The 21,163-nt window shown below is 67.4% G+C and carries 22 protein-coding genes; 7 read left to right on the plus strand and 15 right to left on the minus strand.

Annotated elements, in window-relative coordinates; translation table 11 throughout:
- Positions 1-59 precede the first annotated feature (59 nt).
- Positions 60-377, minus strand: coding sequence for an AzlD family protein (locus tag AC3RCC_RS21440; RefSeq protein ID WP_291639214.1), 318 nt, complete (start codon positions 375-377; stop codon positions 60-62).
- Entirely contained in the window at positions 364-1,095 is a 732-nt protein-coding gene (locus tag AC3RCC_RS21445; RefSeq protein WP_452116582.1) for an AzlC family ABC transporter permease, read from the minus strand. Before AC3RCC_RS21445 ends, AC3RCC_RS21440 begins: the two co-directional genes overlap by 14 nt.
- Positions 1,096-1,226: 131 nt before the next feature.
- Here AC3RCC_RS21445 and AC3RCC_RS21450 point away from each other — a divergent pair, with 131 nt between their 5' ends.
- Entirely contained in the window at positions 1,227-1,835 is a 609-nt protein-coding gene (locus AC3RCC_RS21450; protein WP_492256531.1) for a 4'-phosphopantetheinyl transferase family protein, read from the plus strand.
- Positions 1,836-1,842: 7 nt separating this feature from the next.
- Here AC3RCC_RS21450 and AC3RCC_RS21455 read toward each other — a convergent pair whose 3' ends face one another.
- The 7 genes from AC3RCC_RS21455 to pheS form a co-directional block, all read right to left on the minus strand.
- Positions 1,843-2,586, minus strand: a complete 744-nt coding sequence (locus tag AC3RCC_RS21455) for a TerC family protein (RefSeq protein ID WP_492256532.1) — start codon at positions 2,584-2,586, stop codon at positions 1,843-1,845.
- Between the two features lie 229 nt (positions 2,587-2,815).
- Positions 2,816-3,895: a tartrate dehydrogenase gene (locus tag AC3RCC_RS21460; RefSeq protein ID WP_291639206.1), complete on the minus strand. Its 1,080-nt coding sequence runs from the start codon at positions 3,893-3,895 to the stop codon at positions 2,816-2,818.
- Positions 3,892-4,794, minus strand: coding sequence for an alpha/beta fold hydrolase (locus AC3RCC_RS21465; protein ID WP_492256533.1), 903 nt, complete (start codon positions 4,792-4,794; stop codon positions 3,892-3,894). The genes AC3RCC_RS21460 and AC3RCC_RS21465 overlap by 4 nt, the downstream gene beginning before the upstream one ends.
- A gap of 228 nt (positions 4,795-5,022) precedes the next feature.
- Positions 5,023-7,446 (minus strand): phenylalanine--tRNA ligase subunit beta, encoded by a 2,424-nt coding sequence (pheT, locus tag AC3RCC_RS21470; protein WP_492256534.1) that lies wholly within the window; start codon positions 7,444-7,446, stop codon positions 5,023-5,025.
- A complete protein-coding gene (locus AC3RCC_RS21475; RefSeq protein WP_492256535.1) occupies positions 7,443-7,853 on the minus strand; it encodes an ASCH domain-containing protein in 411 nt (136 codons plus the stop codon). The genes pheT and AC3RCC_RS21475 overlap by 4 nt, the downstream gene beginning before the upstream one ends.
- Before the next feature lie 8 nt (positions 7,854-7,861).
- Positions 7,862-9,049 carry a glycosyltransferase gene (locus tag AC3RCC_RS21480; RefSeq protein ID WP_492256536.1) on the minus strand — a complete coding sequence of 396 codons (1,188 nt, stop codon included), beginning with the start codon at positions 9,047-9,049 and terminating at the stop codon, positions 7,862-7,864.
- A 29-nt stretch (positions 9,050-9,078) separates the two neighbouring features.
- Positions 9,079-10,161 (minus strand): phenylalanine--tRNA ligase subunit alpha, encoded by a 1,083-nt coding sequence (gene pheS, locus AC3RCC_RS21485; protein WP_492256537.1) that lies wholly within the window; start codon positions 10,159-10,161, stop codon positions 9,079-9,081.
- Between the two features lie 300 nt (positions 10,162-10,461).
- Here pheS and AC3RCC_RS21490 point away from each other — a divergent pair, with 300 nt between their 5' ends.
- Positions 10,462-11,223: an LOG family protein gene (locus AC3RCC_RS21490; protein ID WP_291639197.1), complete on the plus strand. Its 762-nt coding sequence runs from the start codon at positions 10,462-10,464 to the stop codon at positions 11,221-11,223.
- 204 nt (positions 11,224-11,427) lie between these two features.
- Here the strand turns inward: AC3RCC_RS21490 and rplT are convergent, their stop codons facing one another.
- The 3 genes from rplT to AC3RCC_RS21505 form a co-directional block, all read right to left on the minus strand.
- On the minus strand, positions 11,428-11,802 hold the full coding sequence (rplT, locus tag AC3RCC_RS21495) for a 50S ribosomal protein L20 (RefSeq protein ID WP_291645067.1): 375 nt from the start codon (positions 11,800-11,802) through the stop codon (positions 11,428-11,430).
- A gap of 28 nt (positions 11,803-11,830) precedes the next feature.
- Positions 11,831-12,031 carry a 50S ribosomal protein L35 gene (gene rpmI, locus AC3RCC_RS21500; protein WP_066468280.1) on the minus strand — a complete coding sequence of 67 codons (201 nt, stop codon included), beginning with the start codon at positions 12,029-12,031 and terminating at the stop codon, positions 11,831-11,833.
- Positions 12,032-12,191: 160 nt separating this feature from the next.
- On the minus strand, positions 12,192-13,400 hold the full coding sequence (locus AC3RCC_RS21505; protein ID WP_492256538.1) for an MFS transporter: 1,209 nt from the start codon (positions 13,398-13,400) through the stop codon (positions 12,192-12,194).
- A 118-nt stretch (positions 13,401-13,518) separates the two neighbouring features.
- On the opposite strand from AC3RCC_RS21505, the gene AC3RCC_RS21510 reads away from it, so the two are divergent.
- The 5 genes from AC3RCC_RS21510 to AC3RCC_RS21530 all read left to right on the plus strand — a co-directional run bounded on the left by AC3RCC_RS21510 (position 13,519) and on the right by AC3RCC_RS21530 (position 18,250).
- Entirely contained in the window at positions 13,519-14,112 is a 594-nt protein-coding gene (locus tag AC3RCC_RS21510; protein ID WP_492256539.1) for a TetR/AcrR family transcriptional regulator, read from the plus strand.
- Positions 14,113-14,199: 87 nt separating this feature from the next.
- Positions 14,200-15,093: a MurR/RpiR family transcriptional regulator gene (locus AC3RCC_RS21515; RefSeq protein ID WP_492256540.1), complete on the plus strand. Its 894-nt coding sequence runs from the start codon at positions 14,200-14,202 to the stop codon at positions 15,091-15,093.
- Positions 15,090-16,427 carry an aspartate aminotransferase family protein gene (locus tag AC3RCC_RS21520; protein WP_492256541.1) on the plus strand — a complete coding sequence of 446 codons (1,338 nt, stop codon included), beginning with the start codon at positions 15,090-15,092 and terminating at the stop codon, positions 16,425-16,427. Before AC3RCC_RS21515 ends, AC3RCC_RS21520 begins: the two co-directional genes overlap by 4 nt.
- A 53-nt stretch (positions 16,428-16,480) precedes the next feature.
- Positions 16,481-17,524, plus strand: a complete 1,044-nt coding sequence (locus AC3RCC_RS21525) for an amino acid ABC transporter substrate-binding protein (RefSeq protein WP_492256542.1) — start codon at positions 16,481-16,483, stop codon at positions 17,522-17,524.
- Positions 17,525-17,620: 96 nt separating this feature from the next.
- A complete protein-coding gene (locus AC3RCC_RS21530; protein WP_492256543.1) occupies positions 17,621-18,250 on the plus strand; it encodes an aspartate/glutamate racemase family protein in 630 nt (209 codons plus the stop codon).
- 7 nt (positions 18,251-18,257) lie between these two features.
- On the opposite strand, the gene AC3RCC_RS21535 is transcribed toward AC3RCC_RS21530, so the two are convergent.
- From AC3RCC_RS21535 to AC3RCC_RS21545, 3 genes are all read right to left on the minus strand, one after another.
- Positions 18,258-18,989, minus strand: a complete 732-nt coding sequence (locus AC3RCC_RS21535) for an aldolase (RefSeq protein WP_492256544.1) — start codon at positions 18,987-18,989, stop codon at positions 18,258-18,260.
- Between the two features lie 151 nt (positions 18,990-19,140).
- Positions 19,141-19,683, minus strand: coding sequence for a translation initiation factor IF-3 (gene infC, locus AC3RCC_RS21540; protein ID WP_291640733.1), 543 nt, complete (start codon positions 19,681-19,683; stop codon positions 19,141-19,143).
- Between the two features lie 165 nt (positions 19,684-19,848).
- A complete protein-coding gene (locus tag AC3RCC_RS21545; RefSeq protein WP_465247537.1) occupies positions 19,849-21,111 on the minus strand; it encodes a glycosyltransferase family 4 protein in 1,263 nt (420 codons plus the stop codon).
- Between the last annotated feature and the right edge of the window lie 52 nt (positions 21,112-21,163).

The raw sequence follows: 21,163 nt of genomic DNA on the forward strand, positions 1-21,163 counted from the left end.
CGCGATGTGAGGTGAAAATCCGCGCAGCCCGCTCGGCACGATCTCCGACGGGCCGCCATTCAGAGCCCGAAAGCGCGCGCCAGCGAGACCGTGGCCATGCCGACGAGGAGCGCCAGCAGCTCGCTGCGCCGCAGCACCATGCTGAGGATCGCGGCGACCAGGGCGAGCCCCGCGGCCAGGCCAAGGCGCTCGACCAGCGGCAGCACGGTGGCGAAGACGATCGATCCTGGAAGTGCCGCGAGCCCGCGCCGGACGCGCGGCGTCAGCGGCACGAAGCCCATCAGCACCACGCCGGAGATGCGGCAAAGATAGGTCGCCAGTGCCATCGCCAGGATGGCGAGATAGGGCCCCCAGGCGCCGGGATCAGGCAGCGTCATCGAGCAAGGCCCCGGCAAGGGCGCCCGAAAGCGCACCGATGATGATGAAGGCGTAGCCGTCGATCAGCTTGGAAGCGACGAGCGCAACCACGCCGGCGATCACCCAGGGCAAGGCCGCCCGGCGGCCACGCCAGAGCGGCACGATCATCGCCGCGAAGAAGATCGGCATGACGAGGTCGATGCCGTATTGGCGGGGATCGGCGACGAGCGAGCCGAGCAGATAGCCCGGAATGGTGGCGAGAACCCAGACGGCCCACAGACAGAGGCCGGCGCCAAGCACCACGCCGAGATCGGTCCCACCCTCGGCGCGGTAGCGCGTGCCGATCAGCCAGTTCGCATCGGTGAAGACGAAGAGCTGGAAGGCGTTGACCCGGCGCGGATAGCGGGCGAACCAGGGTTGCAGCGACGCCCCCTGCAGGATCGAGCGGGCATTGACCGTCGCCGTGACGAAGGCGAGTCCGGCGATCGCCCCCCAGCTCCATTCGGGGCGCCAGATCTCCATGGCCACAAGCTGAGCGACGCCGGCATAGACCAGCGCACTCATCAGGATCGCCTCGAACAGGCTCAGCCCCTTTGCCGCGGCTGCTGCGCCGAAAGCAACCGCGAAGACGACGATGCCGGGCAGCAGCACGGAAACCCGGCGCAGGCCGAGCGCCAGGCCGGCGAGCGTCAGCTGTGCCGGGCCGGCGGAAGTGGAGGAGGTTTCCGGATGGGACATGGGCTTCTCGAAGCGGGTCGGCGAGCCGCCGTCAATGGTGGCGACGCGGCCGGCGCATGAATGCAGCGCAAGGCGGGCCGCAAACGGCGCTGCCGCCACGACAGGACGGCGGATCGCGTCTAGAACGGCGCATGTTCTGGCTCTCCTCCCCCGACCAACGCGCCACGGCCCTGCCGGCCGTCTGGCTGGTCGCGACCGATAACCGCCCCGCTACGCTGACGGAACGCTCGGCGCTGCGGCGCGGCCTGGCGCGCACCATCCTCGCCAAGCAGCTCGGCCTGGAGCCCGAGGGCGTCAGGATCGACCACGAGCCCGGCGGACGGCCGCTGATCGCGGCGCCCGACGGCGACGGCTTGCATATCTCGCTGGCGACGCGTGCCGGCCTGGTGGCACTGGCCCTCGGCCACGCCCGGGTCGGCGTCGATGTCGAGCAGGTCGAGCCTGACCGGCAACCACCCTTCGCGGCACTGCATCCCTGCGAGCAGGCCATGCTTCGGGCCCTGCCGCCACCGGACCGGCCGCTCGCCTTCGCGCGATTGTGGAGCGCCAAGGAAGCCTATGTGAAAGCCCTTGGCACAGGCTTCCTGCGGCCGCCCGAGAGTTTCCTGGTGCGGATCGAGGAGCCGGATGGCTTTACGGTCGAGGATCCGCAGCGGCCGGGGAGCGCCTGCGGCTTCAGCCGAACCATAAGAAACGGCGGCCATGAAACCATGGCCGCCGCCTTCATTCAGCTCATTTGAGCCTGTTTCAGCCGGGCTGGTCGACCGGCTTCTTCTTCAGGAGATAGCCGACCGCGACGACGAAGGCCGCACCGACGACCGCCGCCGAATAGAAGGGCAGCTTGGCGGGGGCGAGGCCGACCGGATTGGTCTCGGAGACCGGCACGCTCATCACCCAGCTCGGAATGCTGGTCTGCAGCCATTGCAGCACGGCGATGTCGGAGAGCAGCATCTCGCCGGCGATCCAGCCGAGCAGGGCCGCACCCAGCCAGATCAGGATCGGATAGCGCTCGAGGATCGTCGAAAGCATCCGCGCGCCGAAGATGATCAGCGGAATGGTGAGCAGCAGGCCGAAGATGAAGAGCTCGAAATGGCCGCGCGCCGCCGCGGCGATCGCGAGCACGTTGTCGAGGCTCATCACCGCGTCGGCGATGGCGATCGTCCGCACCGCCTTCCAGAGGTTGTCGCTGGCGGCGATGTCGCCATGTTCCTCATCCTCGCCCTTGGCGAGCTTGATCGCGATCCAGAACAGCAGCAGCGCGCCGACCACCTTCAGGAAGGGGATGTTGAGGAGGTAGGAGACGACGATCGCGAAAAGAATGCGCAGGCCGACGGCAGCGCCGGCGCCGAGCAGAATGCCGAGCTTGCGCTGCTTCTCGGGAAGCGAGCGGACCGCAAGCGCGATGACGACCGCGTTATCGCCGGAGAGCAGCAGGTCGATCCAGATGATCTGGAGCAGCGAGGCCCAGAAGGTCGAGGATAGGAGGTCCATTATTCTGTCAGTCCCGTGCTAGTGGGCCGGATCGGCATTGGTCGAAAGAAACGCGGCGAGACATGCGGAATGCTCCCGCCGCGCCGAAAACATCAGGAGCCAGCGGCCCGGCGCTGCCCGGGCCTGACTCGGCCGGACAGCAAGAAAGTCGACGGATCGGGCATTTTCACTCCCTCTCTGGTCTTGTTCCTGCCGGAACCGAGCTTGTGGGCACGCTGGCGCGTCGCCGTCAACCCAGCGCCTGCTCGATCGCCTTGCCGGCGGCCTCGGTACCGAGCTTGCCGCCGAGGTCGCGGGTGCGGGTGCGCTCGTCGCCGAGCGCCCGCTCGATCGCGGCCTCGATGCCCTTGGCGGCCTCGGTCTCACCGAGATGGTCGAGCATCATCGCGCCCGACCAGATCATGCCGACCGGGTTGGCGATGCCCTGGCCATAAATGTCCGGCGCCGAGCCGTGGACCGGCTCGAACAGCGAGGGGTGGTCGCCGGTCGGGTTGATGTTGCCCGACGGGGCGATGCCGATCGTGCCGGTGCAGGCCGGGCCGAGATCGGAGAGAATGTCGCCGAACAGGTTGGAGGCGACGACCACGTCGAAACGGTCCGGATTGAGCACGAAATGCGCGGTCAGGATGTCGATATGGTACTGCTCGACGGCAACGCCCGGATAGCTCTTCGCCATCTCCTTCACCCGCTCGTCCCAGTAGGGCATGGTGATCGAGATGCCGTTCGACTTGGTCGCCGAGGTCAGCTTCTTGCGCGGCCGGCGCTGCGCCAGCTCGAAGGCATATTTCAGCACGCGGTCGACGCCGACACGGCTCATCACCGTCTCCTGCATGACGATCTCACGCTCGGTGCCGGCGAACATGCGCCCGCCGACCGAGGAGTATTCGCCCTCGGTGTTCTCGCGGACGACGAAGAAATCGATATCGCCCGGCTTGCGACCGACGAGCGGGCCGGGCACGCCCGGCATCAGGCGAACGGGGCGCAGATTGACGTATTGGTCGAATTCGCGCCGAAAGAGCAGCAGCGAGCCCCAGAGCGAGACATGGTCCGGCACCTGAGCCGGCATGCCGACGGCGCCGAAATAGATCGCGTCATGGCCGCCGATCTTCTCCTTCCAGTCGTCCGGCAGCATCTTGCCATGCTTGGCGTAGTAGTCGCAGGAGGAGAAATCGAACTCGTCGAGCCGCAGTTCGAAGCCGTATTTCTTCGAGGCCGCCTCGAGCACGCGCAGCCCTTCGGGCATCACCTCCTTGCCGATGCCGTCTCCGGCGATCACGGCGATGCGATAGACGCGATTGGTCCGGCTCATGCGACTTCTCCAAAAAAGGCAGCAAATTCTGCGGCGACGAGATCGGGGATCTCTTCGGCCAGATAGTGCCCGCCCGGCAATGCCTTCCCACGCACATCCACAGCCCGCTCACGCCAGAGCCCGAGCACGTCGAAGCATTTTCCGACGGCTCCCCGCTCGCCCCACAGGGCCAGCATGGGGCACTCGACCTTCCGGCCGCCATCGGCGTCGTCATGGGCGATGTCGATCGTCGCCGCGGCGCGGTAATCCTCGCAACTGGCATGGATCATCGCAGGGTCGTGAAAGCAGCGGAGATATTCGGCGAGCGCTTCAGGCTCGAACAGCCGCATGTCGGAGGCGCGGCGGCTCGACCAGTAGAACTCCGGATCGGCGCCGATCATCTTCTCCGGCATCGGAGCCGGCTGGATCAGGAAGAACCAGTGCCAATAGGCGCGCGCGAAAGCGTCGCTCGTATCGCGATACATCTCGCGCGTCGGCGCGATGTCGAGGGTCGCGAGCTTCAGCACCCGTCCGGCATGGTCCAGCGCCAGCCGGTGCCCGACGCGAGCGCCGCGATCATGCGAGCCGACGCAGAAGCGCTCGTGACCGAGCGCGCTCATCACCTCGGCCATGTCCTGGGCCATGGCGCGCTTCGCATAGGGAGAATGATCGGCGGCGGTCGCCGGCTTCTGCGAATCGCCGTAGCCGCGCAGATCCGGGCAGACGAGCGTGAAGCGCCGCGCCAGCGCCAGGGCGATACGCCGCCACATGATATGGGTCTGCGGATAACCGTGGAGCAGGAGCAGCGGCGGCCCCTCCCCGCCGATCCGGACGCGAATGCGCGCGCCGGAGGTCGCGACGTCGAGCAGCCTGAAGCCGGGGAAGAAGCGATCTTCGACGGGGAGTTCGATGAGCGACATTCAGCCTCTCTGATTGCAACAATCGGAGCCGATACCCGCATTTTCAAACGATTGCGTGCGTCGATTATTTCATAATTATGATCAATAACGAGATGGCGGCGACGCTTGGCCGGTGATCACTCACAAACGAAGCGAAGCCCAGGACTCGGCTCCCCGCAACAAAAAAGGCGCCCGAAGGCGCCTTTTCTGTCCTGAGATGATCGGCTCCAAGCCGATCATGACGCATTGTCAGCCGCGCAGCGCCGCCTTGTAGCGCTTGGCCATCTCGGCGACGATCTTGGCGGCGACGGCCTCGATCTCGGCCTCGGTCAGGGTCTTCTCGACCGGCTGCAGCGTCACCGCCAGCGCGACCGACTTCTTGCCGGGCTCGACGCCGGCGCCTTCATAGATGTCGAAGACGCTGGTCTCGGCGATCAGGTTGCGGTCGGCGTTCTGGGCGGTCTTCGCCATGTCGCCGGCCGCCACCGTCTTGTCGACGATGAAAGCGAAATCGCGGGTCAGCGGCTGGAAATCGGAGAGCGCCAGCTTCGGCTTGACCTTGGTCGGCTTGTACTTCGGCAGCGGCAGCGCATCGAGATGGATCTCGAAGGCGACCAGAGGGCCCTTGACGTCGAGCGCCTTGAGCACGCGCGGATGCAGCTCGCCGAAGGCGCCGACCACGCCCTTGGGACCGAACTGGAGCGTGCCGGACCGGCCGGGATGCGCCCAGGACGGACCGCCCGCGACGATCTGCAGGCCGCCTACAGGCACGCCGAGCCCGGCGAGCAGCGCCATGACGTCGGCCTTGGCGTCGAAGGCATCGACCGGCTTCGCCGCGCCGTCCCAATGGCGGCCGGCGCCTTCCAGCCTGGCGGTGCCGCGGCGCAGGCCGGCCGCGGCGATCAGCTGGCCTTCGGGCTCGTCGCTCTGGAAGACCTGACCGACCTCGAACAGGGCGACGTCGCCGAAGCCGCGATCGGCATTGGCCTGGGCCGAGCGGATGAGGCCGGGCAGCAGCGAAGGCCGCATGTCGGAGAGATCGGCGGCGATCGGATTGGCGAGGACGAGCTTGCGCGAGCCGCCGCCGAAGAGCTTGGCGGCGTCGTGCGAGATGAAGGACCAGGTCACGGCCTCGACCAGGCCGCGGCTGGCGAGCAGGCGCTTGGACTGACGCGTGCGCTTCTGCAGCACGGTCAGCACCGGCTTGACGACCTCGCCCTTGATCCGCGGCAGCGGCGCCGGCTCGACGCGGTCGAGCCCGGCGATGCGCAGGATCTCCTCGACCAGATCGGCCTTGCCCTCGACATCGCCGCGCCAGGAGGGAGCGGCGACCTTGACCCGTTCGCCGGCGCCCGAAACATGGAAGCCGAGCGAGGTCAGAGCCAGCTTCATCTCGACCTGAGGCAGATCGAGGCCGGTCAGGCGCTTGACTTCCGACCAGGGGAAATCGATGGCGCCGCCGCTTTCCGGCAATTCGCCGGCGAAGACCATCTCGGAGGCTTCGCCGCCGCAGAGCTCGATGATCATCTGCGTCGCGAGATCGAGACCGGGACGGGTGAAGTCCGGGTCGACGCCGCGCTCGAAACGGTAGCGCGCATCGGAGGTGATGCCCAGCGCACGGCCGGAGCGGGCGACGTTGAGCGGGTCCCAGAGCGCGCTCTCGACCAGAACGTCGACGGTGTTCTCGTCGCAGCCCGAAGCCTCGCCGCCCATGATGCCGGCGAGCGACTCGACGCCCTCCGTATCGGCGATCACGACCTGCTCATCGGTCAGCGTGTAGGTCTTGCCGTCGAGCGCCAGGATCTGCTCGCCGGCCCTGGCGCGGCGCACCGTCAGGTCGCCATGGACCTTGGCGGCGTCGAAGACGTGCAGCGGCCGGCTGCGGTCATAGGTCATGAAATTGGTGATATCGACCAGCGCATTGATCGGCCGCAGGCCGATGGCGCGCAGGCGCGCCTGCAGCCATTCCGGCGACGGGCCGTTCTTGACGCCGCGCACCAGGCGCAGGGCGAAGGCAGGGCAGAGCTTCTCGTCGCCGGCGGCGAAGTCGAGCTTCACGTCGACCGGGCATGGGAAGCTGCCGCGCACGGCTGCGACCGAGGGCGTCTTCAGCGTGCCGAGACCGGCGGCGGCAAGGTCGCGGGCGACGCCGGAGACACCGAGCGCATCGGCCCGGTTCGGCGTCACCGCGATCTCGATCATCGCGTCGTCGAAGCCGGCATAGGCGGCGTAGGACTGGCCGACCGGCGCATCCGCCGGCAGATCGATGATGCCGTCATGATCCTCGGAGAGCTGCAGCTCGGCGGCGGAGCAGAGCATCCCGTTCGACTCGACGCCGCGGATGACGCCCTTGCCGAGGGTGATGTCCTTGCCGGGAATGTAGGTACCGGGCGGCGAGAACACGCTCTTCATGCCGGTGCGGGCATTGGGCGCGCCGCAGACGACCTGCACCGGCTCGCCGGAGCCGGTGTCGACCATGCAGACGCGCAGGCGGTCGGCGTTCGGATGCTGCTTGGCCTCGATGACATAGGCGATGGTGAAGGCCGAGAGCGCCTTGGCCTTGTCCTCGACCGCCTCGACCTCGAGCCCGACGCGGGTCAGGGTCTCGGAGATGGTGTCGAGCGTCTCGGTGGTGTCGAGATGGTCTTTGAGCCAGGAGAGCGTGAATTTCATGCGTTTACGTCCATCGGAGCGAAGGCTTCCACCAGGCGGAAGCGCTCGCAAAGCAGGGTCATGTCGGGGCTGAAGACGCCGAGGCGCCGGAAATAAGCTTCATGGGCCTCGCGCCAGAAGAAGAGGCTGCGGTCGCCCTCGCCCTCCTCGAAGGCGAATTGCGCATCGACCTCGTCGAAGCGCCGGGGCGTGAGTTCGAGCGTCTCGATCACGCAGATGGGACGCTTCTCGCCGTCGAGCACGATCCAGAGCTCGCCAAGCTTCGGGCAGTCGGGTGCGTCCGGCGTGTTCACCGTCGCGGTCTTGCGGCCGCTGACGACCAGTGCCGCCAGCTCCGTCGCGAGCTCGGGACTATCGCCGAAGGAGAAGCTCGGGCAGTCGCGATAGCGTTCGGGGATGGTTTGCATGTCCAAGGTCACGCCGCCCCGTCCCGCCGTGCGGCCACGGACGACAGTTCTGGCGCATTGTCGTTCAGCCGGTCGTCGCCATCCGTCCTGATCTTCATGGCGTTGCCGCGCCAGCTGACCTCGCCGGCAAGGAAGGCATAGGCCCAGATGCCGGGGAAGACGAGATCGCGGGTGAGATAGGCCAAAGGCGTGCGCCAGTTGACGAACCAGCCGACGCCCTTCGCCAGCGCCATCTCGGCGCCATACCAGATCGCCAGCACCAGCAGCGGAGCCTGCCAGCTCGCAAGGCCATAGGCCGGGGCGGCGAAGGCGGCGAGCACCGCCGGCACCAGCGGACCGACCAGAATCTCCGGCGCGAAGAAGGGCAGGAAGGTGACGCGGCGCAGCCGCGCCCAGCGGAACTGGCGCTGCACGACATGGCGCAGATGCCGGCGGCCGAGCGGCTGTTCGAAGGGCTGGTCGACGAGGTGGACATGCTTGCCGGCGGCCCGCACCAGCTTTGTCGCCGCCGCATCCTCGGCGATCTCGGCGGCGAGCGCCGCGATGCCGCCGCGGGCATCGAGGAAGGGCTTGTTCCAGAGCATCGACTTGCCCTGGGCGAAGCCGAAGCCGAGCGCCTCGCCGGCATATTGCCAGCGCGCCTGGAAGGTATTGAGGAAGGCGCACTCCACCTCGGCGCCGAAGCAGAGCGGGCGCGAGCCGGCCGGCGTCGAGCAGACGAGGCCGCTGTCGTCGCGCCAGGCCGACATCATCCGCTGGATGTAGTCCTTCGGCATCAGCACGTTGGAATCGGCGAGCACGACCCAGTCGTGCCGCGCCGCTTCCCAGCCCCTGACGCAGTTGTTGAGCTTGGGATTGGCGCTGACCGCGACATCGCCGACGATCAGCCGCACGCGCTCCGGCCCATGGCTGGCGATCAGCTCCTCGACCAGCGGCACGATCGGGTCCTGCCCGTCGGCGACGCAGAAGATCGTCTCATAGTCAGGATAGTCGAGGACGAGACCGGAGGTCAGGGTCTCCCGGCTGAAGCTCTCCAAGCCGCAGACCGGCCGCACGATCGTCACCGGCGGGCGCTGGCGCAGCAGGCTGGATTCGACCGGCTTGCGCCGCAGGCGCACGAAGGCGATGGCCAGGCACAGGAGATTGGCCGCCACCAGCAGTGCCGCGATCAGGCCGGCCCAATGCGCCGCGCTCATCCGCCCTTTCCTCTCCTAGCCCGCCCTGGTCACGACGACAGGCCGCCGGTCAGGGTCGGCAGGTCGAGCGGGCGGAAGCCGTAATGCGAGAGCCAGCGGACATCGGCCTCGAAGAAGGGCCGCAGATCCGTCATGCCGTATTTGAGCATGGCGATGCGGTCGATGCCCATGCCCCAGGCGAAGCCCTGATAGACATCAGGGTCCAGCCCGCAATTCCTGAGCACGTTGGGATGGACCATGCCGCAGCCGAGGATTTCGAGCCAGTCGTCGCCCTCGCCGAAGCGGATTTCGCCTCCCTTTCGCGAGCACTGGATGTCGACCTCGGCGGACGGCTCGGTGAACGGGAAGAAGGAGGGGCGGAAGCGCATCTTGACGCTCTCGACCTCGAAGAACGACTTGCAGAACTCCTCCAACACCCATTTCATGTGGCCGAAATGGGTCTTCTTGTCGATGACGAGACCCTCGACCTGATGGAACATCGGGGTGTGGGTCTGGTCGGAATCCATGCGGTAGGTCCGGCCCGGGCAGATCACGCGGATCGGCGGCTCCTGGGCCAGCATGGTGCGGACCTGGACCGGCGAGGTGTGGGTGCGCAGGAGCTTGCGCTCGCCATTGGCGTCGGGCGCAAAGAAGAAAGTGTCGTGCATCTCGCGGGCGGGATGGCCGACCGGGAAATTCAGCTTGGTGAAGTTGAGGTCGTCGGTCTCGACATCCGGCCCTTCGGCGACGGCAAAGCCCATATCGCCGAAGATCGCGGTGATCTCGTCGATGACCTGACTGATCGGATGGATGCGCCCGCGCGCCTCCGGCCCCTCGCGCACCGGCAGCGAGATGTCGAGCCGCTCGGCGGCGAGCCGCGCTTCCAGCGCCGCCTCGCCCAGCGCCTCCTTGCGGGCGGCGAGCGCCTGCTGGACGCCGTCGCGCAGGCCGTTGATCAGCGGCCCCTTCTCCTTGCGCTCGTCCGGCGTCATCGCGCCGAGCGTCTTCAGCAAGGCGGAGACCGAGCCGGACTTGCCGAGCGCCGCGATGCGCAACTGCTCCAGCGCCGCCTCGTCCTGCGCCGCGGCGATCTCACCGACAAGGGAATCGCGAAGGGTATCGATCTCGTTCATGCCTGATCTGTTCCGCTAGCGCGCACGCCGCCCGGCCGGAACCACCGGCCGAAGGGAGTTCGCACCACCATAAGAATGCCGGAGCGCATGCCGGCGTGGCATCTTCTATGGCTTCGGCCATGCGGATGCCAGCCCGAATTGCGCTGGCAAAGCGTGTCGATCGCGATGTTTTCGCGCATTCGTCCCTGCTCGCCGGCCCTTCATGACAAGACCGTCGCAGTCAGCCCACGCATGCGGCTGGCAGGGGCGACAGCCGCCCCCCTGCCCGGCTATGCAGGAGGACAGTATGGAGATGCCGACATGACCGAGAACCGCGCCCAGAAGAACTCGCCTTCCTATCGCCTCGCCGCCCTCGACCAGGACTTCATCCTCGGCGATTCCACCCGCGGCGCGCGCTTCATGCTCGAATACCAGAAGGCGGAGGATCATCTCAGGGCGCGCGGCATTCTCTCGACCATCGTCGTCTTCGGCTCGGCCCGGGTGCGCGAGGGCGAGCCCTGGTACGAGGCGGCTCGCGCCTTTGCCCGGATCGCCTCGGAGCGCGGCGGCGCGCTCGACGAGGGCCCCGGCGGCCGCCATCACGTCATCGCCACAGGCGGCGGCCCCGGGATCATGGAAGCCGCCAATCGCGGCGCCGGCGACGCGGGCGCGGTCTCGATCGGCTTCAACATCACCCTGCCGCACGAGCAGGACCCGAACGCCTTCTCGACGCCCGACCTGACCTTCCGCTTCCACTATTTCGCGATGCGCAAGATGCACCTCGCCATGCGGGCTGCGGCGCTCGTCGCCTTCCCCGGCGGCTTCGGTACGCTCGACGAATTGTTCGAGATCCTGACCTTGACCCAGACCGGCAAGATGTCGCCCGTTCCGGTCATTCTCTATGACAGCAGCTTCTGGAAGGGCCTGTTCAATCTCGAGCGGCTGGCCGAAGCCGGGCTGATCCGCAAGGAAGACCTCGCACTGTTCTGCTACGCCGACTCGCCGGAGGAGGCCTATGCAAGGATCGTCGAGGGCGCCGGCGACGACTGGATCCCGGCCGCAGCCGACAATGTGCAGACCTAGCGGCCGCCTGTTCTCACAGCCCTCATCCTGAGGCGCTGCAAAGCAGCGCCTCAGGATGGTCCAGATAGTTCGCGAGCCTCATCGATCATCCTTCGAGACGCGGACTTCGTCCGCTCCTCAGGATGAGGGCCGAGCTTGCGAACCACGCAAAGAAAAAGGCCGGCGTTTCCGCCGGCCTTTCGCAATCCAATCAGGTCAGACCGCTCAGGCGGCCTGGGCCTCGGCGCCGAGCGCGCCCTTGACCGTCTCGACGACCGCGGCGAAGGCAGCGGCATCGTCGATCGCGAGGGCCGACAGGGTCTTGCGGTCGAGCTCGAGGCCGGCCTTGGTCAGGCCGCCGATGAAGACCGAATAGGTCAGGCCGTGCTCACGCACCGCAGCGTTCAGGCGCTGGATCCAGAGGGCGCGGAAGGTGCGCTTCCGGTTCTTGCGGTCCCGATAGGCATACTGCATCGACCGATCGACGGCCGCCTTGGCGGCGCGGATCGTATTCTTGCGGCGGCCATAAAAGCCCTTGGCGGCCTTCAGTGTCTTCTTGTGCTTGGCATGGGACGTAACGCCCCGTTTCACGCGAGCCATGTTTGATCTCCGGAAAGGTTGTCAGGCGTCAGCCGTTGGGGAGGAAGAACTTCTTCACGTTGGCAGCATCGCCCTCGAACAGGGTCGTCGTGCCACGCTGGTTGCGGATCTGCTTGTTGGTCCGCTTGATCATCCCGTGACGCTTGCCGGCCTGGGCTGCGAGCACCTTGCCGGTTCCGGTGATCTTGAACCGCTTCTTGGCGGCCGCTTTGGTCTTCATCTTGGGCATTTCAGCTCCTCATAGGTCGCGAGCGCGCGAATGGCGCCGCCTGAATTTTGCTTCGGGAAGCAAATAACGATCGCCACGGCAGCCCTTATCAGCCGGGCGATCGAAGGCTGGGCATATGACAGAAAGGCCGCCTTGTTGCAAGCGCGGCCGTTCCGCCCGCTCAGACCAGTGCTGGACGCGCCCTGTCCGAGGCGTCGCCCGACAGCCTGCGCAGGCCGAGCAGCAGGATGGCGAGCGCGGAGAAGCCGCCGGCGACCGACACCCTGAAACCGGCTGCTGCGCCGTAATTGTCGATCAGCCAGCCCGACGCCGCCGAACCCAGGGCCAGTCCGACGCCGACACCGGTCATGACCCAGGTGATCCCCTCCGTCAGCTTGGCGGGCGGCACATGGCGCTCGACCAGCGCCATGGCGACAATGACGGTCGGCGAGATCGAGGCCCCGGCGACGAACAGCACCGCGGCCAGCGACCAGAGCGAGCCGATGGCGAGCAGCGGCAGGGTCGTCGCCGCCGAAAAGGCGATGGCGAGGACGAATTGCCGCGCCAGCGAGAGGCGCAGATGCAGGGCGCCGAAGATGAGGCCGGCGATCAGCGAGCCGGCGGCATAGGCGGCGAGCACCAGGCTGGCGGCCGCCTTGTCGCCCTGTGCCTCGGCAAAGGCGACGGTCGTGACCTCGGACGTGCCGAAGATCGCTCCGACGGCGACCATCACCAGGGCGATGACGCGCACGGCTCCGAGTCGGATCGCCGAGCCCTCGGCGCTGGCCGCCTGGGGATGCACGGGTGGCTCGGTCGCGCGCTGACAGACGAAAAGCGCCATGCCGACGGCGAGCAGGATGGTGGCGGCGAGCGGGCCGGCTTCCGGGAACCAGGCGACGCTGAGGCCGATCGCCAGCACCGGGCCGATCATGAAGACCATCTCGTCGACCACCGATTCGAAGGCGAAGGCAGTGCGCAAATGCCGCGTGCCGCGATAGATCTCGGTCCAGCGCGCTCGCACCATGGCCGCCATGCTCGGCTCCAGACCGGCAAGCGCGGCGAACAGGAAGAGCACCCAGCTGGGCGCCTCGAAGCGCGTCGCCAGCATCAGCCCTGCGAGCGCGACCAGGGTCGCGAGCGTCGCCGGGATCAGCACGCGGCTCTGGCCATGTCGGTCGACCAGGCGCGAGATCTGCGGCGCGATCAGGGCATTGGCGAGCGCGAAGGTCGCGGCGACGCTACCGGCCAGCCAGTACTCGCCGCGCGCCTGCGAAAGCATGGTGACGATGCCGATCGTCACCATCGACAAGGGCAGACGGGCGACGAAGCCGGCAGCCGAGAAGCCGATCGCGCCGGGCGCCCGGAAGATCTCGCGGTAAGGATTAGGCATTGACTGAGATTCTCCGTCGCGACGCAGCGATATTCTCATACGGCGCGTATGTGAACGCCTAATTGCATACGCCTCGTATGTCAATTAACATACGAGGCGTATGCGAAAGGAGGCGTGAATGGGCCGCAAGCCGCGCCAGCTGATGATCGCCGAGACCCGCACTAAGCTGATCGAGGCGGCGCGCGCCGCCTTCGGCACGGTGGGCTATGCCGAGACCTCGATGGACGATCTCACGGCCTCGGCAGGGCTGACGCGCGGCGCGCTCTACCATCATTTCGGCGACAAGAAGGGACTGCTCGCCGCGGTGATCGCCGAGATCGACGCCGAGATGAACGAGCGGCTGAACGCCGTCTCCGCGCGCGCCGCTGACCCCTGGACCGGTTTCCGCGACGAATGCGCCGCCTATGTCGAGATGGCGCTCGAGCCCGAGATCCAGCGCATCGTCCTGCGCGACGGACCGGCAGTGCTCGGCGACCCCTGGACCTGGCCGACGCAGAGCGCCTGCATCAGCTCGATGACCGACAGCCTCGGCAAGCTGCGCGATGCCGGCGTCATCCTTCCCATCGACCCCGAAGCGGCCGCCCGGCTGATCGCGGGCGCGACGCTGCATGCGGCACAGTGGATCGCCCATGCAGCCGATGGCCGCGCCGCGTCCGAGAAGGCGATCGCAGCCTTCGACGCCCTGCTCGAAGGATTGCTGGTCCGGCCCTGACGCCTCGTGGAGACGAAACAAACGCGTGCATTTACAGCTTCTGAATTGGATGTTTCATATCAAGATCCGACCTGCTAGCGTCGGCGCGTGGACCAGTCGCATCTGACCGCCGCCCTCTCCGAAGGTTTCGCGCAATTGCCGCAGCAATTGCAGGCGGCGGCGCGCTGGGTGCTCGATCATCCCGCCGATGTGGCGCTGCTGACGACGCGCGAGCAGGCGAAGCGGGCGAGCCTTTCGCCGGCGACCCTGACGCGTCTCGCTCAGCGCTTCGGCCTTTCCGGCTATGACGAGTTGCGGGCGATCCATGCCGCCGCCCTGCGGCAGCGCCCGGAAGGCTTTGCCGGCCGCGCCGGCGAACTGATGCAGCGCCATGGCGACGAGGGCGCCGGCGCGATCGCACAGGACATGTTCGCAGCGCTCGCCGAGCATCTCAGGGCCTTGCGCGAACCGGACGCACAGGCTCGGCTCGAACGGGCCGCCATCCTGCTGGCCGAGGCCCGGACGGTGTTCTGCTTCGGGCTGCGCTCGGCCTTCCCGGCCGCCTATATGCTCGACTATATTCGCGACCTGATCGGCGCCGGCTCGGTGCTTGCGGACGGCGCGGGCGGACGCGGCATCGATGCGCTGCGGCGGATCGGCCCCGACGACGTCTTCTTCGCCGTCTCGGTCTCGCCCTACACACGCCTGACCCTGCAAGCCGCCGAACTGGCCAAAGCCAAAGGCGCGAAGCTCGTCGCGCTGACCGACAGCCCGCTCTCGCCGCTCGCCGCGCTCGCCGATGCGACGGTGCTGGTGCGGACCGAGACGCCGTCCTTCTTCCACACGATGACGCCGGCCTTCGCCGCGGTCGAATGCCTGGCGGCGCTGATGACAGCGCATAAGGGTACGGCCGCGCTCGCCGCCATCGCCCGCCACGAGGCGGAGCTTCACGCCGCCGGCACCTTCCACCAACCCAGAGCCGCCAAGCGAGGCCGCAAATGAGCCATGTCCTGCACCGGGTCCTCGGCAAGACCTATCCCGTCGCCGCCTCCGGCACCGGCGCCCTGCTGCGCGACCGCGACGGCCGCGAGCATATCGACGCCTCGGGGGGCGCCGCGGTCTCCTGCATCGGCCATGGCCATCCCGATGTGCTCGCCGCGATGCATGCGCAGATCGACAAGCTCGCCTATGCCCATACCAGCTTCTTCACCAGCGACGCCGCCGAGGAACTCGCCGACCACCTGATCGCGCGGGCGCCCGCCGGCATGGGCTCGGTCTATTTCTGCAGCTCGGGCTCGGAGGCGATCGAGGCCTGCCTGAAGCTGGCGCGGCACTACTTCATCGAGACGGGCGAGCTGAAACGCGTCAACTTCATCTCGCGGCGGCAGAGCTATCACGGCATCACGCTGGGCGCGCTCGGGGTCGGCGGCCGAATGAAGGACCGCGCCGCCTTCGCCGACATGCTGATGCCGGGCCATCACATCTCGCCCTGCTTCGAGTATCGCGGCCGCCGCCCCGATGAGACCGCCGAGCAATACGGCTTGCGCGTCGCGGACGAACTCGAGGCGAAAATCCTGGAGCTCGGCCCTGAGACCGTCTGCGCCTTCGTCGCCGAGACCGTGGTCGGCGCGACCCTGGGCGCGGCGACCGCGGCACCCGGCTACTTCAAGCGCATCCGCGAGATCTGCGACCGCCATGGCGTGCTCCTGATCCTGGACGAGGTGATGTGCGGCATGGGCCGCACCGGCACGCTGCACGCCTGCGAGCAAGAGGGCATCGCGCCGGACCTGATGGCGATCGCCAAGGGGCTGGGCGGCGGCTATGCGCCGATCGGCGCCATGCTGGTCTCGAAGCGGATCGCGGAAGCCGTCCGGCAGGGCTCGGGCATCTTCCCGCACAGCCAGACCTATGTCGGCCATCCGCTCGCCTGCGCCACAGCGCTCGCCGTGCAGAGGGTGATCGAGCGCGACGACCTCCTCGCCAATGTCCGGCGCCAGGGCGCCCGGCTGGAACAGCGCCTGCGCGAGCGCTTCGGCAATCATCACCATGTCGGCGACATTCGCGGGCGTGGCCATTTCTGGGGCGTCGAGATCGTCGCCGACCGCGCGAGCAAGACGCCGTTCGACCCCGCACTCAAGCTGAATGCCCGGATCAAGGAAGCGGCGATGGAGCGCGGCCTGATGATCTATCCGATGGGCGGCACTGTCGACGGCACGGCGGGCGACCATGTCCTGCTCGCCCCGCCCTTCATTATCGATGCCGCGACCGTCGACACCATCGTCGAGCGGCTGGGCGACGCGGTCGACGCGGCGCTAGGGGCGGTGCAGCCGGCCTGAGAAGACCACCAGGCGGGCCGCCAAAGAGCCCGCCTCAACCAAGGGGAACTGCCATGAAACAACTGAGCGTGAAACGACTGAAACAGGCGGGCCTCGCCGCAATCGGCCTCGCAGCCATCGGGCTTTCGACGCCGGCCGCGGCGCAGTCGGGAACGCTCGACCGCGTCAAGGCGCGCGGCGAGCTGATCTGCGGCAACCATATCGCCCTGCCCGGCTTCGGCCTGCAGGGTCCGGACGGACGCTGGGATGGGCTCGACATCGACCTTTGCCGGGCCGTCTCCTCGGCGATCTTCAACGACCCGAACAAGATCAAGTTCATTCCGACGACGCCGCAAATGCGCTTCCTGGTGGTGCAATCGGGCGAGGTCGACATGCTCGCCCGCAACGCCACCTACACCATGTCGCGCGACACCTCGGCCGGCATGTCCTGGCCGATCATCAATTATTTCGACGGCCAGGGCTTCATGGTGCGCAAGGCGCTCGGCGTCAGCGAGGCAAAGGGGCTGAGCGGCGCCTCGATCTGTGTGACGCAGGGCACCACGACCGAGCTGAACCTCGCCGACTTCTTCCGCGCCAATAATCTGAAATACGAGATCATCGGCTTCGCCACCAATGAGGAAGGGGTCAAGGCGCTGGAGGCGGGACGCTGCGACGCCTTCACCACGGATTCCTCCGGGCTTGCCGCCGAGCGGCTGAAATTCGCCAAGCCCGACGACTTCATGATCCTGCCGACCCTGATCTCGCGCGAGCCGCTCGGCCCGGCGGTGAAGCGCGGCGACGAAAGCTGGTTCAACCTGGTCAAGTGGACGCATTACGCCATGCTCAACGCCGAGGAACTCGGCGTGACCAAGGCCAATGTCGACGAGATGCTGAAATCGACCAATCCCGAGATCAAGCGCCTGCTCGGCGTCGAGGGCAAGTTCGGCGAAGGGCTCGGCCTGACCAATGACTGGGCCTACCGGATCATCAAGCATGTCGGCAACTACGGCGAGAGCTTCGAGCGCAATGTCGGCATGGGCTCGAAGCTGCAATTGAAACGCGGGCTGAACGACCTCGCCTCGCGTGGCGGGTTGCAATACCCCCACCCGATCCGCTGATCCGGCGGCTCCCCTGCAACACACCGCGCCGGCCGCCAGCGCCGGCGCGGTTTACGCCATTTTTCACCGGCCGAGCCGAAGGACCACCTTCCGACCATGCGAATCGCACTGATCCATGCGCTGCGCCATTCACCGCCCCCGATCGAGGCGGCGTTCGCGCGGCTTTGGCCTGAAGCCAGGCTGATGAACCTGCTCGACGACAGCCTCTCGGCCGATCTCGCCCGCGATGGCAGGATCACCGAGGCGATGACCGGACGGTTCCTCGCGCTCGCGCGCTATGCGAAGGCGACGGGCGCCGACGGCATCCTGTTCACCTGCTCGGCCTTCGGCCCCTGCATCGAGGCGGTGCAGCGCGAGCTTTCACCGATGCCGGTGCTGAAGCCGAACGAGGCGATGATCGAGGAAGCGGAGGCGATCGGTGGCCGGATCGGCCTGCTCGCCAGCTTCGCGCCGACGCTCCAGTCGATGCCGCCCGAATTCCCGACCGCGCTGACCGTCATGCCCAAGCTGGCCGAGGGCGCGCTGGCGGCGCTCGACCGCGGCGACGGGCCGGAGCATGACCGACTGGCCGCACAGGCGGCCGGTGCGCTGGCGGATTGCGACGTGATCGCGCTCGCCCAGTTCAGCCTGGCACGGGCTGCGCCTGCGGTCGCGACCGCGACCGAAAAGCCGGTGCTGACGACGCCGGAGAGCGCGGTCAGGAAGCTGAGGCGGCTGCTGGGCTGAGCGCCGCTCAGAGTCCTTCCATCCGGCGCAGCGCCTCGAAATGCTTGGTCGCCTGATAGACCAGCACCTGACGCCATTCGCGAGCCGTCGCTTCGATCTCCGCGTCCGGGATCAGCTTCAGCGGGCGGCCGGTCGACATGGCCAGCACCTGCTGACGACAGGCGCGCTCGAGGAAATAGAGGTCGTCGAAGGCGACCGCGACCGAAGGCCCGCCGATGGTGACCCCGTGATGGGCGAGGAAGGTGATGTCGACATGGCCCTGCTCGCGATTGGCCGCGACGATCGCCTCGCCCTCGCCCTCATCGAGCGCGAGCCCACCGAAATGGTCCTGGTGGAGGGTGCGACCATGGAAGCGGCAGGCGGTCTGGTGCGCCATTTCCAGCCGGCCGCCCTCGACCATGGTCAACGCCGTGGCATAGGGCATGTGGACATGCAGCACGGCGACATGGCGCGGATTGGCCTTATGTGCGGCGACATGGATGTTGCGGGCGGTGGCCTCGACCTCGCCCTCGCCTTCCAGCACCTGGCCGCGCTCGTCGATCAGCAGCAGGTCGGAGGGGCGCATCTCCGACCAGTGCACACCATAGGGGTTGATCAGATAGCGCGGGCGCCCGTCCGGGCCATCCGGCAGCGCCACGGAAAAATGATTGCAGATACCCTCATTGAGCTCGAATCTGGCGGCGAGGCGCAAGGCGGCGGCAAGATCGCGGCGCTGTTCGGTCACGGTCGGCTGGGGCATCGGGTCGGTCCGCGTCATGGTCGGGCTTGACCCGACCATCTCTCGACAATGAGACCCTCGGATCAAGTCCGAGGGTGACGACCTCGACCAGACATGACAAGGCCCGGCGCGTGGGCCGGGCCTGTCGGGATTCGCATGACGGAGCGGCAGCTCACTTCGGCGCCAGCACCATCACCATCTGGCGGCCTTCGAGCTGCCAGTCGCTCTCGACCTTGGCGATATCGACCAGATCGGCCTTGACGCGCTCGAGCACCTTCACACCCAGATCCTGGTGAGCCATCTCGCGACCGCGGAAGCGCAGGGTCACCTTGACCTTGTCGCCTTCCTCGAAGAAGCCGTGCATCGCCTTCATCTTGACGTCGTAGTCATGCTTGTCGATGCCGGGGCGCAGCTTGATCTCCTTGATCTCGATGGTGCGCTGCTTCTTGCGCGCCTCCGAAGCCTTCTTCTGCTCGAGGAAGCGGAAGCGGCCATAATCGAGGATCTTGCAGACGGGCGGCTCCGAGTTCGGGGCGATCTCGACCAGATCGAGACCGGCATCCTCGGCGATCTTCAACGCCTCGAAAAACGAGACGACGCCGCGATTGACGCCCACATCATCGATGAGCTGAACATCGCGCACGCCACGAATGTCGCGGTTGGAACGGGGACCGTCCTTGGTCGGGGTGGGTGCTGCACGGAACGGACGACGAATGGCTGTATTCTCCTGTGACTGGCGCCTCGGGCGCCGTTGAACAGACACATTGCACAACGCGTAGCGTTGTCAATGGACGGCAAAGTCAAATGGTGAGCGAAAACGAAGGATTCCAGGCTCCACCGCCGGCGCCGAGCGGCAAAGCCGGATCATCCGTTCAGCGCCTCAACGCCCGAGCAGGGCGCAATAGACATCGAGCGTCTCGTTGACCATCGAGGCCAGCGAGAAATGGCGTTCGACATGCAGGCGCGCCCGTCGCGCCAGCGCGTCCCTCGCGGATGGCCGCAGCGCCAGCGCCTCCTGCAGCGCAGCCGCCAATGCGGGCGCGTCGCCGGGCGGAATGCGCCAGCCGGTGCGTTCGGAAGGCGCGACCTGCGGCGGCGCCAGCACCGTCTCCGGCACCGCACCGAGATCGGAGACGACGACCGGGACGCCCATCGCCTGCGCCTCGACGGCGACGCGGCCGAAGGCCTCCGGCTCGGTCGAGGGCACGGCGACGATCGCGGCCGCGAGCATCGCGGCGGGCATGTCGGTGCAATGGCCGACCCGGCGCACGCGCTTCTCCAGCCCCGCCCTGGCGATCTGCTCATCGAGCTCGCGGACATAGCCGTCGCGGCCCTGGGCATCGCCGGCGAGGATGAAGGCGGTATCCTCGTCACCGGCATCGCGCATCAGCCGGGCCGCCTCGATCATCACCTTCTGCCCCTTCCAGCCGGTGAGCCTTCCAGGCAGGAGGACGATGCGCTGATGCGGCTCGACGCCCCAGGCGCGGCGCAATGCACTGACCCGCTCGGGGCCGACGGCCGCCGGCGCGAAGGCCGAGAAATCGGTACCGCGGTTGACGATGCGGATACGATCGCGCGCGAAGCCGTGCCGCGCCAGGATGAGATCGGCCGTATAGGCGGAGTTGGCGATCACGACGTCGCCGCGCGCCATCACCGAATTATAGTGGTTCTTCACCACCGAGCGGCTGTTGTAGGAGCCGTGATAGGTGGTGACGAAGGGCAGTCTCAAGGCCCGCGTCGCCGCCAGCGCGACCCAGGCCGGGGCGCGCGAACGGGCATGGACGAGGTCCACCCGCTCCTGCCGGCAGAGCCTTGCAAGCTTGCGCACGTTCAGCGCCATGGCGAGCGGGTTCTTGGAAGCCGCTGGGAAAGGCAGCCAGATCCCGCCCTTGGCCTGCAATTCGGCGACGAGTCGTCCGCCCTCGGTCGCGACCAAGGCGCGGGCGCCGACCTCGGTCAGCCCCTCCGCGATGTCGACGGCGGTGCGCTCGGCCCCGCCCGCTTCAAGCTCGGGGATGATCTGCAGCACCGTGCGCCCACTCAGCGGGTGGGTTTCGGTGGAGGGTAGCGAAAGTGGCGCGCCGGAGCGCAGACTGGTCGTCACCGTTCGAAAGGGCCTTCTTGCAGACGGCGGGTTTGCCATCTGCGCCATGATGGGCATAGCGCTTGCGCGAAGCACAGCGGCCCGGCGCAGA

The sequence above is a fragment of the Allobosea sp. GW823-FHT01F03 genome (assembly GCF_058798075.1).

Coding starts and splice junctions, on each gene's coding strand:
- pheT (WP_492256534.1), bottom strand. CDS start 7,446: ATGAAATTCACGCTCTCCTGGCTCAAAGACCATCTCGACACCACCGAG.
- AC3RCC_RS21460 (WP_291639206.1), bottom strand. CDS start 3,895: ATGAGCCGGACCAATCGCGTCTATCGCATCGCCGTGATCGCCGGAGAC.
- AC3RCC_RS21510 (WP_492256539.1), top strand. CDS start 13,519: ATGGGCCGCAAGCCGCGCCAGCTGATGATCGCCGAGACCCGCACTAAG.
- AC3RCC_RS21450 (WP_492256531.1), top strand. CDS start 1,227: ATGTTCTGGCTCTCCTCCCCCGACCAACGCGCCACGGCCCTGCCGGCC.
- AC3RCC_RS21530 (WP_492256543.1), top strand. CDS start 17,621: ATGCGAATCGCACTGATCCATGCGCTGCGCCATTCACCGCCCCCGATC.
- AC3RCC_RS21545 (WP_465247537.1), bottom strand. CDS start 21,111: ATGGCAAACCCGCCGTCTGCAAGAAGGCCCTTTCGAACGGTGACGACC.
- AC3RCC_RS21455 (WP_492256532.1), bottom strand. CDS start 2,586: ATGGACCTCCTATCCTCGACCTTCTGGGCCTCGCTGCTCCAGATCATC.
- AC3RCC_RS21480 (WP_492256536.1), bottom strand. CDS start 9,049: ATGAGCGCGGCGCATTGGGCCGGCCTGATCGCGGCACTGCTGGTGGCG.
- AC3RCC_RS21440 (WP_291639214.1), bottom strand. CDS start 377: ATGACGCTGCCTGATCCCGGCGCCTGGGGGCCCTATCTCGCCATCCTG.
- AC3RCC_RS21505 (WP_492256538.1), bottom strand. CDS start 13,400: ATGCCTAATCCTTACCGCGAGATCTTCCGGGCGCCCGGCGCGATCGGC.
- rpmI (WP_066468280.1), bottom strand. CDS start 12,031: ATGCCCAAGATGAAGACCAAAGCGGCCGCCAAGAAGCGGTTCAAGATC.
- AC3RCC_RS21465 (WP_492256533.1), bottom strand. CDS start 4,794: ATGTCGCTCATCGAACTCCCCGTCGAAGATCGCTTCTTCCCCGGCTTC.
- AC3RCC_RS21490 (WP_291639197.1), top strand. CDS start 10,462: ATGACCGAGAACCGCGCCCAGAAGAACTCGCCTTCCTATCGCCTCGCC.
- AC3RCC_RS21445 (WP_452116582.1), bottom strand. CDS start 1,095: ATGTCCCATCCGGAAACCTCCTCCACTTCCGCCGGCCCGGCACAGCTG.
- pheS (WP_492256537.1), bottom strand. CDS start 10,161: ATGAACGAGATCGATACCCTTCGCGATTCCCTTGTCGGTGAGATCGCC.
- AC3RCC_RS21475 (WP_492256535.1), bottom strand. CDS start 7,853: ATGCAAACCATCCCCGAACGCTATCGCGACTGCCCGAGCTTCTCCTTC.
- AC3RCC_RS21525 (WP_492256542.1), top strand. CDS start 16,481: ATGAAACAACTGAGCGTGAAACGACTGAAACAGGCGGGCCTCGCCGCA.
- AC3RCC_RS21520 (WP_492256541.1), top strand. CDS start 15,090: ATGAGCCATGTCCTGCACCGGGTCCTCGGCAAGACCTATCCCGTCGCC.
- AC3RCC_RS21535 (WP_492256544.1), bottom strand. CDS start 18,989: ATGCCCCAGCCGACCGTGACCGAACAGCGCCGCGATCTTGCCGCCGCC.
- rplT (WP_291645067.1), bottom strand. CDS start 11,802: ATGGCTCGCGTGAAACGGGGCGTTACGTCCCATGCCAAGCACAAGAAG.